We start from the raw sequence: 16,045 nt of genomic DNA on the forward strand, positions 1-16,045 counted from the left end.
ATGAGAGTCGAGTCTCGAGCGGCAACTCGCCATGCCGCACTCGCGTGCTTGCCGTTGATCGCGGCCGTGCTCGGATTGTCGGGGTGCGACCGCAAGACGGAACTGCGATGGGCGCCCGATGCTCGCACGGCGAGTGACATCATGGCGGTGCTGAGCGGGCATGGCATCGTCGTCGAGCGCAAGGCGCAGAAGGACGGCGTGATGCTGTCGGTCGCAGCGTCGGACTTTCCGCGGGCGACGCGCGCGTTGCGCGAGGCCGGCTTGCTGCGTGCCGCGCGTCCGAGCATGGACGAGGCGCTCGGCAAGCGAGGCATCGCGCCGACGCCGCTCGAGGAGCGTGCGCGCCGCGTCCATGCGATCTGCCGTGAATTGGAGGCGACGCTGATGCAAATCGATGGTGTCGTGGCCGCACGCGTGAGCGTCGTTCCCCCCGAGCGAGCGGCGCCGGGAGCGCCGCTCGCTCGGGCATCCGCCTCGGTGCTGATCAAGCATCGTGCGGATGTCGACTTGTCGCCGCTCGCGCCGAGCATCGCGAGGCTCGTGAAGAATGGTGCGCCCGGGCTCGCCGCCGAAGATGATCGGCACATCGCCGTCATGCTGGTGCCGGAGCAGCGAACGACGATTTCGGATGAAGAGGCCGCGGCGATTGCGAAGCCCGTGCGCCCGCCCGGTGGACTGCTCGCGATTGGACGCGCCGGTAGCGCGTTGCCGCTGATGCTGCTCGCCGGCGGCTCCATGGCGCTCGGCTACTTTTTCGATCGGCTGCTGCGACTTTTCCGGCAACACACCTCGCGGCGGGACGTACGCGATGACGGTTGACGATATTCCGCTATTTTGGGTCGAGCCGTGGCGCTGGGCCGCGCCGGCCTGGCACGTGGGCTACGGAGCGCCTGCCCGCGATGTCGATTGCCATGCCGCGCGGTTGATCTATAGCGGTTGGTCGACGTGCTTCGGCTTGGACCGGCGGTGGCGTCCGCCTGGTGATCCGCGTTGGATCGAGGTCGTGCGCGCATCGCCGGCAGTGCTGCACGGCGTCGCTTCGATGCTCGGGCACCTTGCCATGCTGCGTGCCGGCGTCGATTCGCTCATGTGCCGCGCGCCGAGCGACAGATGGTTCGCCCTTGCGTTGAAATATCGCGACGTCAATTGCATGCGCACGGTCTTCGACGCGGCACGCGTCGCATCGTCGGCCGCGCACACGAGCGGCGTTTGCGTATTGCGCGCCATGGCCCGGCGCGATTGGCCGGAAATCGACTCGCGCATCGCAATGCTCGTTCCGCCCGGGCCATATGCTATCGGAAATGCCGTCAATACCGGCCACCTACCAAGGCAACGACACGCATTGACGGTCGAATGGATCGACGTGGGCCGTTGCTTGTCGCTGTGCGGCGCCGCGACGCGGCAGGGCGGCGGCCGATCGATCCGGGAGGGAGATCAATGATTACGGCGCGGCGGATTTCGATCGGCGATGCCCTCGATGCGATGCCGAGCAATCTCGTTTTGCGAGGCGACGATGCGGCGAACGTACGCAATGTTGCGGCACTCGTCGAACGTGCTCGACGCATCGCATCGTCGATCGTTAAAAACGCACGCAAGACGGCGCGGGCGGGCGAGCTCCGTTCGGCGGCGGTACGCCGCGTGCGCGAGACGCAGGCCGAGCAAGCATTCGCCGCGCGAGCACTCGCACTCGACGAGGCATACCGGCTGGCGCAGGCATCGCTCATGGCTCGAATGGAGGAGGCGCTCGATCAAGTGCTCGCCGCCGCACTGCGGCGTATCGGCGCTCAATTGCCCGCGGAGCAGCGGCTGCGCATAGTGTGCGAGGAATTGGCCAAAGCAGCGGGGGATACGCCCGCCGCACGTCTTCAACTGTGCCACGTCGACGAATCGATCTACAGCCGCGCCGGTATTCGTGCTCCCTGGCCGATCGACGTCGATGATGCCCTGGCGCCGGGGCAGTGCAGGCTCGTGGCAAACGACGGCGAATGGGTGCTTGGTTTCGATGCGCTCATTGTGTCGCTGGCGCCGGTCGCCATGCGGGATGGCGGACGCGAACGCGAATCGGTGGGCCAACGATAAAAGGCGCAGATGGCTGAATAAGAACGCATTGCTCCAAAAACAATAATTGAAATGCGCCGAGGAATTTCACTATTCGAGAATTTTCTGAGCCGGAGATCTGCGTGGCCTCCCTACAATTCCCTTCCCGTCCGTCATAGCTACAATTTCTTGACGAGTAGAAAGACAACGTCTCGCCCGTTTCATCGCGAAGCGGCGCGGGCAGAAATGCTACCTCCGCCGCGGTCACTTGCTGTATGGCGAGCAGCCGCTGCGGCTGTCGAGCAGTTGCTTCGCCGAGCGATGGAGGCCTGGAAACGTCGTGAATAAACCCCTGCGGATCATATTGGCGGAAGACCACGGTATCGTTCGCCACGCCATTCGTTTGGCGATCGAGGCATCGCATGTCGCTCATGTCGTCGCCGAAGCCTCGAATTCCGACGAATTAGTTCAGGCCGTGAAAGAGTGGGAATGCGATGCCATCGTAACGGATCTGTCGATGCCGGGTGCGCGCACGCGTGATGGCATTCCGTTGATCGAACGCTTGCAGCGCATGCGCTCGGGCGTGCCGATCATCGTCGTCACGGCGATGCGCAACGCCGCGATCTTGAACAAGCTACTTGCCAAGCGCGTGAGCGCGATCGTGGAAAAGGCCGGAGGAATCAATGAGCTGCAGAGTGCGCTCGTCGCGGTGGCGCAAGGCCGGAGCTACGTGAGCCCCGGCGTCGAAGCGCTGCTGGCACGCGTGAGCCTCATCGGAAAGCATTTTGGCAAAGAGGCGGCATTGACGACGGCCGAGCTCGAAGTCGTTCGGCTGTTCGCTCACGAAAAATTGCCCTCGAAGCTGATTGCCGAGCGGCTCAACCGCAGCGTGAAGACGATCAGTGCGCACAAGATGCGGGCGCAGCGCAAGCTCGGGCTTTCGACCAGTCAAGAATTGATCGAGTACTGGCAGACGCGCGATCCCTGCTCATCGTGAAAGTTCTTTCGCGTCCTGTCGTTGCGCGTATCGGACGCCTCATCGCCACGTGCGCCCTCGCGGCTGCCCCGCTTTCTGCATGGACTCGCCACGACAGCGGCGGCCCGCAGCCCGAGAAAGGCTGGTATCCGCAGGTGGCGCTATCGCAGGCGGAGCGAGCCTATCTCGACTCGCTTCCTCCTTTGCGGATCGGTACTCCGCCTCAGTGGTCGCCCATGGCATTCGTCAATGCGCAAGGGCACATCGACGGCATCTCGGCCGACTACCTCCAATTTTTGCGCGATGGGCTGCATCTGCGGTTCAGCGTCGTCCCGACCCGTTCCTGGGCCGAGACGATCCGGCTTGCCAACGCGGGCCGCATCGACATCGTCGTTGCCGCTTCGAAGCACGACGGCCTAGCGCCGGGCTTTGGGTTTTCCGTACCGTACGTTCGCTATCCGCTCGTCATCGTGACGCGTGAGAACGCACCGTTCATCGGGGGTCTGGATGATCTCGAAGGCGCCCAAGTGGCGATCATCGGAGATGCGCAGACCTCCCGCGTACGCTTCGGCGGGTTGTCGGGACTGCATGCGATCACGGTCGGGTCGGCCGAAGATGGGCTGAAGGAGGTGGCGCAGGGGCGCGCGTTCGCCTATGTCGGCAATCTCGGCGTCGTCGATCGGATCGTCAGAGAACGCTACGCCGGCGCGCTGCGCGTCGCGGCTCCGGCCGAGCGGACCCAAGACTTATCGTTCGCCGTGGCGCCGGGCTTGGCTCCTTTGCTGCCGCTCGTCGATCGCGTGCTCGGGGCCGTTCCCGAAACGGAGCGCGAGTACATCCAGAACAGTTGGTTGTCGACGCGCTTTACGTTCGGCATCGCCCCGCGCACGGTATGGCTCGCGCTCGCGCCCATCGGCACGATTACCCTGCTGTTCTTGTGCATCTTGTGGTTCAACGTGCACCGTCTGCGCGACGAGGTACGGCAGCGCCGGCGCACGGAACGCGAACTCGTCTCGGAAGCGCGCGCGCGGGAGTTGCTGATTGCCACGGTCAGCCACGAAATTCGTACGCCGATGAGCGGGATCGTCAGCATCTTGCAACTGCTCGATCACGAGGGCTTGACCCGAGACGATCGCGAACTCGTCGGCATGGCGGGCAGTGCCGCCGACTCGTTGCTGCTCATTCTGAACGATATTCTCGACATCGCGAAAAGCGACAACGGCGAACTGTCGCTCGAGCAGGCAGAGATGAGCATCGAAGAGATCGTGACGCGCGCCGTCGGCCTCGTCTTGCCGGCGCTCGAACGCAAGGGCGTGGCGATGCAGGTCGAGATCTCGCGTGCGGTGGCGCGCCATCATATCGGAGACGCCCGGCGGCTCGGCCAGGTGCTGCTCAATTTGCTCGGCAATGCGGTCAAGTTCACCGATCGCGGCGGCGTTTCGGTGGCCATCGACGTGGACGGCGAATCCGATGGCCGGCAGATCTTGTCGATGCATGTGGCCGACACGGGCATCGGGATTGGCGAGGACGATCAGGCTCGATTGTTCGCCCCTTTTTCCCAAGCACGCACGTTGGCGAGCGGGTACGGCGGCACCGGATTGGGGCTCGCCATCTGCAAGCGGTTGATCGAGCAAATGGGCGGCACGATCGCATTGGAAAGCGAACTCGGCCGTGGCACGACCGTCACCGTCACGCTCGGCTTGCTCGTGGCGCAGGCCGTCTGCCGGCCGCGCACTGCCGATCCCGCACTTTCTCCTGGGCTCGCGGTCGCCGCTGGGGCCGATGCTGTCGGCGTGCCGCACCTTTTGGTCGTCGAGGATCATGCGATCAATCGCGAGGTACTCAGGCGTCAGCTGGCTAGCCTTGGCGTCGTCGATTGCGACTTCGCCGAAAACGGAGCGCAGGCGTTGCGCGCGTGCGAGCGCCTCGACTACGCCGTGATCATCACCGATTGTGCGATGCCCGAGCTAGGCGGCGCCGCATTGATCGCGCGCATGCGTCGCCGCGAAAGCGGTCGGGCGCACCGGACGGTACTCATCGCGTTGACGGCCGATGCAACGCAACGCCAGCGCACCGCATGCATCGAAGCGGGGGCGGACGAGGTGTGTGTCAAGCCCTTGCCGCTCGAACGATTGCGTGAACTGCTCGAGCGCCACGCTCCCGCTATCGTGCCGCGCCGGACCTCGGCGCGCGCGGCCGCGCCGATCGAGCGGCACGACGATCTCTCGCGCCAGTTGCGTCGGATGCTCGCCGCGGAGATGGACGTGCTGCTTGGCTTGTCAATGGTGACGGACCGGTGCCGAGCACGCGACATCGCCCATTCCATCGCGGGTAGTGCAGCATGGTTCGAGCTTTCGGACGTCGTGGCAGCGGCGATGCGGCTCGAGCAGGCGCTCGAAGAAGAGGCGGACGCGAGCGGGGCGCTCGTCGCGCTCAAGGCGTCGATCGACCGCGCGGCCGACGATGCGGGCTCGCCGAGTGCACCGGCGAGCGTCGGCCCGGTATCATTTCCCGGTTGCTGAATGACGGGAGAGGCGGCGTGCGATTTCGAGCAAACGAGAATGATGGGGCCGGCGGCCCCGGGCGCGGGCGGTTCCGATGAGCGGGCGCTCCGTGTCCTGCGGCGTGATCCTGATCGATCGCGAAGGCCGCATCCTGCTTGCGCATGCGACGGAGACTTCCCATTGGGATATCCCGAAAGGGCAGGGCGATCCCGGCGAAACGCCGATCGCGGCGGCGCTGCGTGAGTTGCACGAGGAAACGGGCATCTCGCTCGAGCCCGATCGCCTAACAGACCTAGGCCGGTTCGCCTATCGGCCCGAGAAGGATTTGCACTTGTTCGCGGTGCGCGTGCGCGACGGCGAGGTCGATCCCGATCGGTGCATTTGCACGTCGATGTTCCCGAGCCGCCGAAACGGAGCGCCGATTCCGGAGATGGACGGATTTCGCTGGGTCGAGCCCGACGAGGTCGAGCGTTTTGCAAGCCGTAGTCTTGCGAGGCTGTTCCAGACGACGCTTTCGCTCGCCGAGCTGCATCGCTCGCTATGAACGCAAACGGGCCGGCTGTTGCGCGCCGGCCCGTGGTATTCCCGTATAAAGGGGTGAGCCGCGATCGCTGCCGCGGCGCACGGGGCCAAGCCTAGGCCTCAGGCGGCCGGCTTACCCCAGCTGTCGCGCAACCCGACGATGCGGTTGAAAACGGGCTTGCCCGGCTTCGAATCGTGGCGATCGGCGACGAAGTAGCCGTGGCGCTCGAACTGGCAGCGCGCTTCGGGCTGCAGCGCTTCGGCGCCGGGTTCCAGGTACGCTTGCACGACCCGCTTCGAATCGGGATTGAGCGCTTCGAGGAAATTGCGGCCGCCCGCGTCGGGCTGTGCTTCCTTGAAGAGGCGGTCGTACAGGCGCACCTCGGCCGGCACGGCATGTTGCGCGCTGACCCAGTGGATGTTGCCCTTCACCTTGTAGTTGTTCGCGCCATCCGTGCCCGATTTGCTGTCCGGGAAGTAGTTGCAGTGGACGGCGACGACGTTGCCCTGCGCATCCTTTTCCGCACCCGTGCATTCGATCACGTAGCCGTAGCGCAGCCGCACCTTGTTGCCGGGGAATAGCCGAAAATAGCCTTTCGGCGGAGTTTCCGTGAAATCCTCGCGCTCGATCCACAACTCACGCGTGAGCGGGAAGTTGCGTTGGCCCCGCTCCGAGTGATGCGGGTGGACGGGGGCCGTGCAGGGCTCGGCGAGGTCGGCCGGGAAGTTGTCGATGACGAGCTTGATCGGATCGAGCACGGCGACCGTGCGCGGCGCCTTCTCGTCGAGATCGTCGCGCAGCGCGCCTTCGAACACGCTCATGTCGATCCACGAATCGACCTTCGTGACGCCGATGCGGTCGCAAAAGAGTCGGATCGCCTCGGGCGTGAAGCCGCGCCGGCGCACGCCGACGATCGTGGGCATGCGCGGATCGTCCCAGCCGTCGACATGGCCTTCCGTCACGAGCTGCAAGAGCTTGCGCTTGCTCGTGATCGCGTAGGTCAGGTTCAGCCGCGAGAACTCGATTTGCTGCGGCAGAGGCCGCGTGAAGACGCCCGCCTCGGCCAGCTCGTTCAGCACCCAGTCGTACAGCGGCCGGTGATCCTCGAATTCGAGCGTGCACAGCGAATGCGTGATGTTTTCGATCGCGTCCGAGATGCAGTGCGCGTAGTCGTACATCGGATAGACGCACCAGGTGTCGCCCGTGCGGTAATGATGCGCGAACCGGATCCGGTAGAGCACCGGGTCGCGCATGGTCATGTTCGGCGAAGCCATGTCGATCTTCGCGCGCAGGACGTGCTCGCCTTCCTGGAACTCGCCCGCTTTCATGCGGCGCAAGAGATCCAGGTTCTCTTCCGGCGTGCGCTCGCGATAGGGCGAGTTCTTGCCCGGCTCCGTCAAGGAGCCGCGGTTTGTGCGGATGTCGTCGGCCGTTTGACTATCGACGTAGGCCTTGCCGCGCGCGATCAGCAACTCGGCATACTCGTAGAGCTTGCCGTAGTAGTCGCTCGCGAAGTACTGGTGCGACGCGCCGTCCTTCTCCCAGTCGAACCCGAGCCAGCGCACGGCGTCGACGATCGAATCGGCGTACTCCATGCTTTCTTTTTCCGGGTTCGTATCGTCGAAGCGCAGATGGCAGACGCCCCCGTAATCGCGCGCGACACCGAAGTTCAGGCAGATGCTCTTCGCATGGCCGATGTGCAGATAGCCATTCGGCTCGGGCGGGAAGCGCGTCTCGACACGCCCGCCCCATTTGCCGTTGCGGTTGTCTTCATCGATGATGTTGCGGATGAAATTGGACGGCGGAGCCGCCGCAGCGTCGTTGCGTTCGTTGTTCATGCGGAAGTCGGAAATCGGCGAAAAAATACACGGGGCGTGCCCGCGGCAATACGATCATTCTACCTAAACCTCATTCGCCGCGCGGAACCCTCTCACCGTTCGTCGGTGGCGCAAACGCCGTTGCGCCATCGCCCCAGTGTGCGAACGAAGTGATTTGCCGGCCGCCGAGCCGGCTCGGGGCGATGACTGACGAATTCCGCTATCCGCTGCTGACGACATAAACAATTGTCACCGCGTATTGCAAGACATCCAAAAAGGGGCGCGAGCAGATAGACTGCATGGGCGGCGTGGCGCGCGCCCGCGGCTCACTGCTGCCTGAGCGCCCGCGCTGACGATAAAACCCGCAACGCATCGGAGAAATCACAATGCATCATGGTCTCATCGTTTGGTTGATCATCGGCGCCCTGGCGGGCTCGCTCGCCGGCCGATTCGTGAAGGGCGGCGGTTTCGGTCTGTTCGTCGACATCATCGTCGGGATCGTCGGTGCGTTCATCGGCGGATGGTTGGCTTCGATGTTGCACATTCATATCGCCGGTGGGTTCTTCAGTTCGCTGATCGTCGCCTTCATCGGCGCGGTGGTTCTGCTGGTCGTCATTCGCCTCGTTAGGCGGGCGTAATCACGGTGTGGCGGCACGAGCCCGCGGCGAGCGGCCGGGCTCGTGCCGCTCGCCGCCTCATCGCGGCTGAAAGGCGGCGGCTGGAGCGATCGGGCGACAATTCCGTATAATGAGTCGTTTAGGGGAAAACGGCCCGGCGCCAGGAGAAATAAGGCGCGGCCGGTTTCCAGTCGAGACCGTCCGCCTCCGTTTTCTATGAAAGCCGCCGAAATCCGCGAGAAATTCCTCAAGTTCTTCGAATCGAAGGGCCATACGATCGTCCGTTCGTCGAGCCTCGTGCCCGGCAACGACCCGACGCTGCTCTTCACCAATTCGGGAATGGTGCAGTTCAAAGACGTGTTCCTCGGCGCGGAATCGCGCCCGTACTCGCGCGCCACGACGGCGCAGCGCAGCGTGCGTGCCGGCGGCAAGCACAATGATCTCGAGAACGTCGGCTATACGGCCCGGCACCATACGTTCTTCGAGATGCTCGGCAACTTCTCGTTCGGCGACTACTTCAAGCGCGACGCGATTCGCTACGCGTGGGAACTGCTGACGGCGGTTTATCAATTGCCGAAGGATAAGCTCTGGGTCACCGTCTATCAGGAAGACGACGAAGCCTACGACATCTGGGCCAAGGAAGTCGGCGTACCCGCCGAACGCATCATCCGCATCGGCGACAACAAGGGCGCGCGCTACGCATCGGACAACTTCTGGCAGATGGCCGATACGGGCCCGTGCGGTCCGTGCTCGGAAATCTTCTACGATCACGGCCCCGATGTTTGGGGCGGCCCCCCGGGCTCGCCCGAGGAAGACGGCGACCGCTACATCGAGATCTGGAATCTCGTGTTCATGCAGTTCAACCGCGATGCCCAGGGCAACATGACGCCGCTGCCCAAGCCCTGCGTCGATACGGGCATGGGCCTCGAACGGATCGCGGCCGTGCTGCAGCACGTGCACAGCAACTACGATATCGATCTGTTCCAGGCGCTCATCGCGGCGGCAGCGCGTGAGACCGGCGTGAGCGATCTCACCAACAATTCGCTGAAGGTCATCGCCGACCACATTCGCGCCTGCTCGTTCCTGATCGTCGACGGCGTCATCCCCGGCAACGAAGGGCGCGGCTACGTGCTGCGCCGGATCGTGCGCCGCGCGATTCGCCACGGCTACAAGCTCGGCTGCAAGCATGCGTTCTTCCACAAGCTCGTGGCCGACTTGGTGGCCCAGATGGGTGTGGCCTATCCCGAGCTTGCCGATGCGCGAGCGCGCGTTATCGACGTCCTGCGCCAGGAGGAAGAGCGCTTCTTCGAGACGATCGAGCACGGCATGTCGATTCTCGATTCGGCGCTGGCGGAACTCGAAGCCAAGGGCGGCAAGGTGCTGTCCGGGGAGATCGCGTTCAAGCTGCACGATACCTACGGCTTCCCGCTCGATCTCACGGCGGACGTCTGCCGGGAGCGCGAGATGACCGTCGACGAGCCGGCGTTCGACGAAGCCATGTCGCGTCAGCGCGAGCAAGCGCGTGCGGCGGGCAAGTTCAAGGCCGCTCAAGGGCTCGAGTACTCGGGCGCGAAAACGACGTTCCACGGCTACGAAGAGTCGATCTTCGACGATGCGAAGGTCGTTGCGCTCTATGTCGAAGGCACGGCCGTCGATGAAGTCAAGCTCGGCCAGGACGCCGTGGTCGTGCTCGATCACACGCCGTTCTACGCGGAATCGGGTGGCCAAGTCGGCGATATGGGCGTGCTCGCGAATGCGAGCGTGCGCTTCGCCGTGGCAGATACGCTCAAGGTGCAGGCCGACGTCATCGGTCATCACGGCACGCTCGAGCAGGGCACGCTCAAGGTGGGCGCCGTCCTGAAGGCCGAAATCGACGCGGTTCGCCGTGCCCGCACGGCCCGCAATCATTCGGCGACGCACCTGATGCACAAGGCGCTGCGCGAAGTGCTCGGCGGCCACGTGCAGCAAAAGGGCTCGCTCGTCGACGACGAGAAGACGCGCTTCGATTTCGCGCACAACGCGCCGATGACGGATGAGCAAGTGCGGCGCGTCGAGGAGATCGTCAACGCGGAAGTGCTTGCCAATGCGCCCGGCATCGTGCGCGTGATGCCGTACGACGAAGCCGTGAAGGGCGGGGCGATGGCACTGTTCGGCGAGAAATACGGCGACGAAGTGCGCGTGCTCGATCTCGGTTTCTCGCGCGAGTTGTGCGGCGGCACCCACGTGCATCGCACGGGCGACATCGGCTTGTTCAAGATCGTCGCGGAAACGGGCGTGGCCGCCGGTATTCGCCGCGTCGAAGCGATTACGGGCGATAACGCCGTGCGCTACGTGCAGGCGCTCGAAAGCCGTGTCAACGCGGTGGCGGCGGCGCTGAAGGCGCAGCCTTCCGAGCTCACGCAGCGCGTGGCGCAAGTTCAGGATCAGGTCAAGTCGCTCGAGAAGGAGTTGGCCGCGCTCAAATCGAAGCTGGCGTCGAGCCAAGGCGACGAGCTCGCGGCGCAGGCCGTCGACGTGGCGGGTGTGCAGGTGTTGGCGGCGACGCTCGAAGGCGCCGATGCGAAGACGCTGCGTGAGACGGTCGATAAGCTCAAGGACAAGCTCAAGCATGCGGCGATCGTGCTGGCGGCGGTGGACGGCGGCAAGGTCAGTCTCATTGCCGGTGTCACGGCCGATGCGAGCAAGAAGGTCAAGGCGGGCGAGCTCGTCAACTTCGTTGCGCAGCAAGTCGGCGGCAAGGGCGGCGGCCGGCCCGATATGGCGCAGGCCGGCGGCACGGAGCCTGCGAAGTTGCCTGCTGCGCTGGCGGGGGTGAAGGAGTGGGTGCAGGGGCAGTTGTGATCGTCGCTGGCGTGCTGGCTCGGGAAGGGGGCGCACGGCGGGCATAGTGGTTGCGGGTTGCGCCGCATCGCGCATTGTCTACTTCATCGAAGGCCGGTTGCGGGATCACTGCAACCGGCTTTTTTTCCTCAGCTTTACGATTGGCGCGCCGCGCGATCTTCTTCGCCGGTCCGAATGCCTTCATCCTGCGGCACGCTGTCCCAGAACGACCGGTATTCGCTGCATTCGCTGATCAATGGGTGATGCGTGCCGATTGCAGCCAAGCGTCCACCTGACAAAAATACGACCTGATCGGCAGCCATCGCGTTGGCGATGCGATGCGTGACCATGACTAGCGTGGAACGGGAACCGAGGCGTTCGCGAAGCATTGCGATGCCGCGTGCATCGCTTTGCGGATCCAGGCCGGAAGTGGTTTCGTCGAGGACGATCGCGGGGACTGCGACGCCCATCAGTCGTACCAACTCGACTTTTTGCACCTGGCCGCCTGACAGATGCGTGCCGCCTTCTCCGACTTGCGCATTCAGGTCGATGGTTCTTCCGTCTTTGTGAAACGCTAGCCGCTCGAGTAGCCGGACGGCGTCCGCGTCGTTCAGCGTAGAGGGGAAGTAGCAGACGCTTTCTCTCAGCGAGCGATTGAGAAGGGATAGTTCCTGAGGCACGTACAGCACGTGCTGACTGCGTTGACGCGAGCCGATGGCATGCAAGTTCTGCCCATCCAATTCAATCGTGCCCTTATCGGGCGCAAGCAAGCCCGCTATCATCTTTGCAAGGGTCGATTTGCCGGACCCGTTATGCCCGACTATCACGGTGAAGCTGCCTTCGGGAATATCGAAGGAGATGGGTCCGAGTGCAAACCGATCTGGACGAGTGAACGTAATCTGTTTAACAGAAATATGACCCGCGCACCTATCTGGAGATAGCTGAACCGCCTCGCGCGATTCGTTCGTGGCCGGTGCTATGTCCAACGTTTCCCGGAGGTTGGCAAAGGCGGCGCCAGCCTGGCGGAGCACAAACCCGTACGCGCCAAGTGGCAGCGCGAATTGAAGCGTATAGGTTTGCAGCAAGATGAAGTCGCCTAGCGTGATTCGGGCTGACCGAATGTCGTACACGCACATGACGAACATCACAGCCATTCCGGCGGCAATAATCCCATATTGATGGACGGCTGCACGTGTCAGTAGCCAAGAGCGGCGCCAGTCGACCTCAAGCCGCGATTGCGCCTTGCCCGCAACGTGATCGATTTCGCGACCGATGGCGCCGTTGTACACGACACGCGGCGCATTTCTCAGAACGTCGCCAAGCGAGGCCGACAGCGCACCGGCAGCTTGATTGATCGATTCAGCGCTCTTCTCATACGGCGCGGCTGAGAAGTAGGAAAACGCGAAGTAGGCAGTCAGAACTGCAAGCAGAACTGCGGCGTATTGAAGCGGCACGAGCAACGAGATCAGTGCTAGAGCGGTCGCAAGCTGAATGGCGACGGGAGCAATCTTCCAGAGCACGCCTTCAATGATGAGTTGAAGGCTGTATGGAAGACGCTCGAGGAGGCCTTGTATGTACCCGCTCTCAGAGGACGTGCGGCTGGCCAACAATGGAAGCTGTTTGCGTAGCGCACGTTCGAGCAGCACATTTGAGATTTGATGGACGATCCGGCCCGTGAACGCCAGGACGGCGATCGACGAAATGCCGGACATCGACCAGAGAACGGCGAAAAGCGCGGTGTATGTCGTCGCTGCCGGGATGTTGAACTCAGGCCGGGACAGTTCGTCGACAGCGAGCTTGAGCATGACGGGTCCCAGCAGCATGCAGATCGACGTAAACGCTTCGAGCACTATTCCGCATGCCACATGTTTCCTGGTATGGGTTTGCTGGGCGAACATCAGCCCGATGCAGTCCATCAACGAATGCAATAAGGAACGATTCACGGTGTTGGGCGTTGAGACGGTGGATCAAGCTGCCGACGTCGGCTCGACCGAGATTTCTGCCGTGACGCGCAAGAGATTTTCAATGGCTTCGGGATTGGCTGGATGGGAAACGCGAGATCCGGCGCGCTCAATGCCGAGTGATGACGGGGCGCGAAGGCATGTGGGCAGAAGCGTTCAAGCTAGCGGCAACGACGCTGACGTTGACACATCTCATTTTGCTTGGCAATGCGAGGCATGCTCGCAATCGCATGTCCGCGCGGCCGTCCAATTTGCTCCGAGCTCCGACGAAGTCGGTCATCAATTCGTCATCGCCTCGCCTCGATAATCACGGTCGCTATGTAAGGATTCACTGACAACGAATGTGTCGCGCGGCAACCCGCACGCGCGATCAGGCCAAGCATCGGGGTTCCACATGACGATCCGTCATCGCATCATGCTGTTGGTGCTGCTCATGTTCGCCGCGCTCGCGGCGATCGGCGGCTACGCGACCTACCAAGCGCGCCGCAGTGCCGGTCAAGTACGCCAGGTCACCCAGGGCGTCGTGCCGAGCGCACTCGCATCGAGCGATCTCGTCTCCGAAGTAAAAGACGTTCAACTCGCGACGATGACGCTCGTCTATGCGCCCGACGCCAACATGGTCTCGCAGGCGCAAACGCAATTGAAAACGAAGGAAGCCGCATTGCGCGAAGCGCTCGACGTGCAAGCCAAGGCGGCGGCAAGCCACGCTCAACGGGGCCTCGTGACGCAAGCGCGTGAAAGCCTGGCCAACTACTTCTCGGCCATCGACCAAACCGTGCAGATGAAGGCCTCCGGCAAGGATGCGCTCGCGCAAGCGTTCCTGTTCGCCGATGTCGGCGAATACCGCAACGAACTCGAGGGCATCGTCGAAACGATGCGCATCGAAAAGAATCGTCAGAAAGACGACGCGATCGGCGCGCTCAACGGCATGCTCGCCACGACGACGACCGCGATCGGTGGCGCAACGGCCGCCGCCATCGCGCTGTTGACCGTCATCGGCATGCTGCTCTATCGACAAATCACGCGTCCGCTCGAACGCATGCAAACGGAGATGAGCGAGATCGCATCGAGCCAGGACTTCACGCGGCGCGTGCCCGTTGCCCGCATGGACGAGATCGGCCGCTCGATCGTCGCGTTCAACGACATGATCGAGAAAATCGAGCACAGCTCGATGCAGCTCAAGCAAAAGACGGCCGACATTCAAGCCATGCTGCAGAACATGCAGCAAGGCATCATGACCGTCGTCGACGATGGCCTCGTGCACGGCGAATACTCGGCCTACCTCGAGGCCATCTTCGAAACGGAAGACATCGCGGGGCGCGACGTCATGTCGCTCGTATTCGATGAGACGAGCCTCGATGCGGACACGCGCTCGCAGGTGCAAGCCGCGATTCACGCCTGCATCGGCGAAGACGCCATCAACTTTTCGTTCAACGAGCACCTGCTCGTCAACGAAGTCGTGAAGACGATGGCGGACGGACGCACCAAGACGCTCGATCTGAGCTGGTCGGCGATCACCGACGAAACCGATACGGTCATGCGCCTCATGCTCTGCGTGCGCGACGTAACGGAGCTGCGGCGCTTGACGGCCGAATCGACGGAGCAGAAGCGGCAGCTCGAGATGATCGGCGAAATCTTGTCCGTCAGCCAAGACAAGTTCCATCAGTTCGTCGAGAGCGCGAAAGGCTTCATCCACGAGAACGAACGCATCATCGGCCAGCACGAACACGCCGACGAATCGGCCGTCGCGCAGTTGTTCCGCAACATGCACACGATCAAGGGCAATGCGCGCACGTATGGCCTGCGCCATTTGACGAGCATCGTGCACGAGGCCGAGCAGCGATACGACGAGCTGCGGCGCCTGGGCGGCGAAGCATGGGATCGGGAAGCGTCGATCGCCGAGCTTGCCCGCGTGAAGCAGGCCGTCGAGCATTACGCCACGATCAACGAGGTCAACCTCGGCCGCAAAGGGCCGAGCGCCAACGCGCATCGTGCGCAGAGCGGCCGCTACATGGTCGTCGATCGTTCGCACATCGACGAGAGCCTGCGTCTGGTCGAATCGGTGAACGATAGCGATACGGCGGGGCTCCTCGCGATGCGCGATGCCGTGCGCCGCACGCTGCGCCTGCTCGATACGGAGAGCTTCGGCGAAGCGCTGTCGGGTCCGATCGAGTCGCTGCCTTCGCTCGCGAAGGAGCTCGGCAAGCCCGTGCCGATGGTTTCCATCGACGACAACGGCTATCGCCTGCGCCGCCATGCGAGCGCCGCACTGCGCGATGTCTTCACGCATCTGCTGCGCAACAGCGTCGATCATGGGATCGAGCCGGCCGGCGAGCGCGCGGCGGCCGGCAAGCGCGAGGCAGGCATGATCGAGCTCGAAGTGGGCGTCGATGCCGGTGCGCTGCAACTGACGTTGAGCGACGACGGCCGTGGGCTCGCGCTGGCGCGCATTCGCGCCATCGGCACCGAGCGCGGCTGGATCGCGCCGAACGAGGCGATCGGCGACGAAGCGGTCGCGGCTTTCATCTTCCGCGCCGGCTTTTCGACGGCGAAGGCCGTGACGGAAGTCTCGGGGCGCGGGGTCGGGATGGACGCCGTCAGGGAAATGCTCGAGCGCGAGCATGGCCGCATCGAGCTGCGCTTCACCGATGATCGCCGTGGCGCTGATTTCCGGCGCTTCCAAACGATCGTGCATCTGCCGGAATCGTGGGTGGTCGATAGTCTCGGCGCGCCGGTGGGGCAGGATGCGAAAGCGGCGCGCGACGACGCGCTCGCCTAAGCGGCGGTGCG

Annotated in this window: 11 protein-coding genes; 9 read left to right on the top strand and 2 right to left on the bottom strand. The window is 63.5% G+C overall.

Annotated elements, in window-relative coordinates; all coding sequences use genetic code 11:
• The 6 genes from ACTHNZ_RS21870 (at position 1) to ACTHNZ_RS21895 (ending at position 6,061) form a co-directional block, all read left to right on the top strand.
• Positions 1–819, top strand: coding sequence for a hypothetical protein (locus tag ACTHNZ_RS21870; protein ID WP_440544679.1), 819 nt, complete (start codon positions 1–3; stop codon positions 817–819).
• The gene (locus ACTHNZ_RS21875) at positions 809–1,441 is read left to right on the top strand and encodes a hypothetical protein (RefSeq protein WP_440544680.1); all 633 of its coding nucleotides are present in this window, start codon (positions 809–811) and stop codon (positions 1,439–1,441) included. Before ACTHNZ_RS21870 ends, ACTHNZ_RS21875 begins: the two co-directional genes overlap by 11 nt.
• Entirely contained in the window at positions 1,438–2,079 is a 642-nt protein-coding gene (locus tag ACTHNZ_RS21880) for an HrpE/YscL family type III secretion apparatus protein (protein ID WP_440544681.1), read from the top strand. Before ACTHNZ_RS21875 ends, ACTHNZ_RS21880 begins: the two co-directional genes overlap by 4 nt.
• A 298-nt stretch (positions 2,080–2,377) precedes the next feature.
• On the top strand, positions 2,378–3,034 hold the full coding sequence (locus tag ACTHNZ_RS21885) for a response regulator (RefSeq protein ID WP_440544682.1): 657 nt from the start codon (positions 2,378–2,380) through the stop codon (positions 3,032–3,034).
• On the top strand, positions 3,031–5,535 hold the full coding sequence (locus tag ACTHNZ_RS21890; RefSeq protein WP_440544683.1) for an ATP-binding protein: 2,505 nt from the start codon (positions 3,031–3,033) through the stop codon (positions 5,533–5,535). The genes ACTHNZ_RS21885 and ACTHNZ_RS21890 overlap by 4 nt, the downstream gene beginning before the upstream one ends.
• Positions 5,536–5,611: 76 nt before the next feature.
• Positions 5,612–6,061 (top strand): NUDIX hydrolase, encoded by a 450-nt coding sequence (locus ACTHNZ_RS21895; RefSeq protein ID WP_440544684.1) that lies wholly within the window; start codon positions 5,612–5,614, stop codon positions 6,059–6,061.
• A 98-nt stretch (positions 6,062–6,159) separates the two neighbouring features.
• Here ACTHNZ_RS21895 and ACTHNZ_RS21900 read toward each other — a convergent pair whose 3' ends face one another.
• Positions 6,160–7,878 carry a glutamine--tRNA ligase/YqeY domain fusion protein gene (locus ACTHNZ_RS21900; RefSeq protein WP_440544685.1) on the bottom strand — a complete coding sequence of 573 codons (1,719 nt, stop codon included), beginning with the start codon at positions 7,876–7,878 and terminating at the stop codon, positions 6,160–6,162.
• A gap of 365 nt (positions 7,879–8,243) precedes the next feature.
• Here ACTHNZ_RS21900 and ACTHNZ_RS21905 point away from each other — a divergent pair, with 365 nt between their 5' ends.
• A complete protein-coding gene (locus ACTHNZ_RS21905) occupies positions 8,244–8,495 on the top strand; it encodes a GlsB/YeaQ/YmgE family stress response membrane protein (RefSeq protein ID WP_440544686.1) in 252 nt (83 codons plus the stop codon).
• A gap of 195 nt (positions 8,496–8,690) precedes the next feature.
• Positions 8,691–11,315, top strand: coding sequence for an alanine--tRNA ligase (gene alaS / locus ACTHNZ_RS21910; protein WP_440544687.1), 2,625 nt, complete (start codon positions 8,691–8,693; stop codon positions 11,313–11,315).
• A gap of 134 nt (positions 11,316–11,449) precedes the next feature.
• Here the strand turns inward: alaS and ACTHNZ_RS21915 are convergent, their stop codons facing one another.
• Entirely contained in the window at positions 11,450–13,237 is a 1,788-nt protein-coding gene (locus ACTHNZ_RS21915) for an ATP-binding cassette domain-containing protein (protein ID WP_440544688.1), read from the bottom strand.
• Positions 13,238–13,649: 412 nt separating this feature from the next.
• Here ACTHNZ_RS21915 and ACTHNZ_RS21920 point away from each other — a divergent pair, with 412 nt between their 5' ends.
• A complete protein-coding gene (locus tag ACTHNZ_RS21920; RefSeq protein ID WP_440544689.1) occupies positions 13,650–16,034 on the top strand; it encodes an ATP-binding protein in 2,385 nt (794 codons plus the stop codon).
• The last annotated feature ends 11 nt before the right edge of the window (positions 16,035–16,045 follow it).

The organism is Trinickia sp., from assembly GCF_051953955.1.
Lineage (GTDB): Bacteria > Pseudomonadota > Gammaproteobacteria > Burkholderiales > Burkholderiaceae > Trinickia.

Bases quoted from the DNA above. Each gene is read 5' to 3' on its own strand.
- ACTHNZ_RS21870 (WP_440544679.1), top strand. From the start codon at position 1: ATGAGAGTCGAGTCTCGAGCGGCAACTCGCCATGCCGCACTCGCGTGC.
- alaS (WP_440544687.1), top strand. From the start codon at position 8,691: ATGAAAGCCGCCGAAATCCGCGAGAAATTCCTCAAGTTCTTCGAATCG.
- ACTHNZ_RS21900 (WP_440544685.1), bottom strand. From the start codon at position 7,878: ATGAACAACGAACGCAACGACGCTGCGGCGGCTCCGCCGTCCAATTTC.
- ACTHNZ_RS21875 (WP_440544680.1), top strand. From the start codon at position 809: ATGACGGTTGACGATATTCCGCTATTTTGGGTCGAGCCGTGGCGCTGG.
- ACTHNZ_RS21895 (WP_440544684.1), top strand. From the start codon at position 5,612: ATGAGCGGGCGCTCCGTGTCCTGCGGCGTGATCCTGATCGATCGCGAA.
- ACTHNZ_RS21880 (WP_440544681.1), top strand. From the start codon at position 1,438: ATGATTACGGCGCGGCGGATTTCGATCGGCGATGCCCTCGATGCGATG.
- ACTHNZ_RS21920 (WP_440544689.1), top strand. From the start codon at position 13,650: ATGACGATCCGTCATCGCATCATGCTGTTGGTGCTGCTCATGTTCGCC.
- ACTHNZ_RS21905 (WP_440544686.1), top strand. From the start codon at position 8,244: ATGCATCATGGTCTCATCGTTTGGTTGATCATCGGCGCCCTGGCGGGC.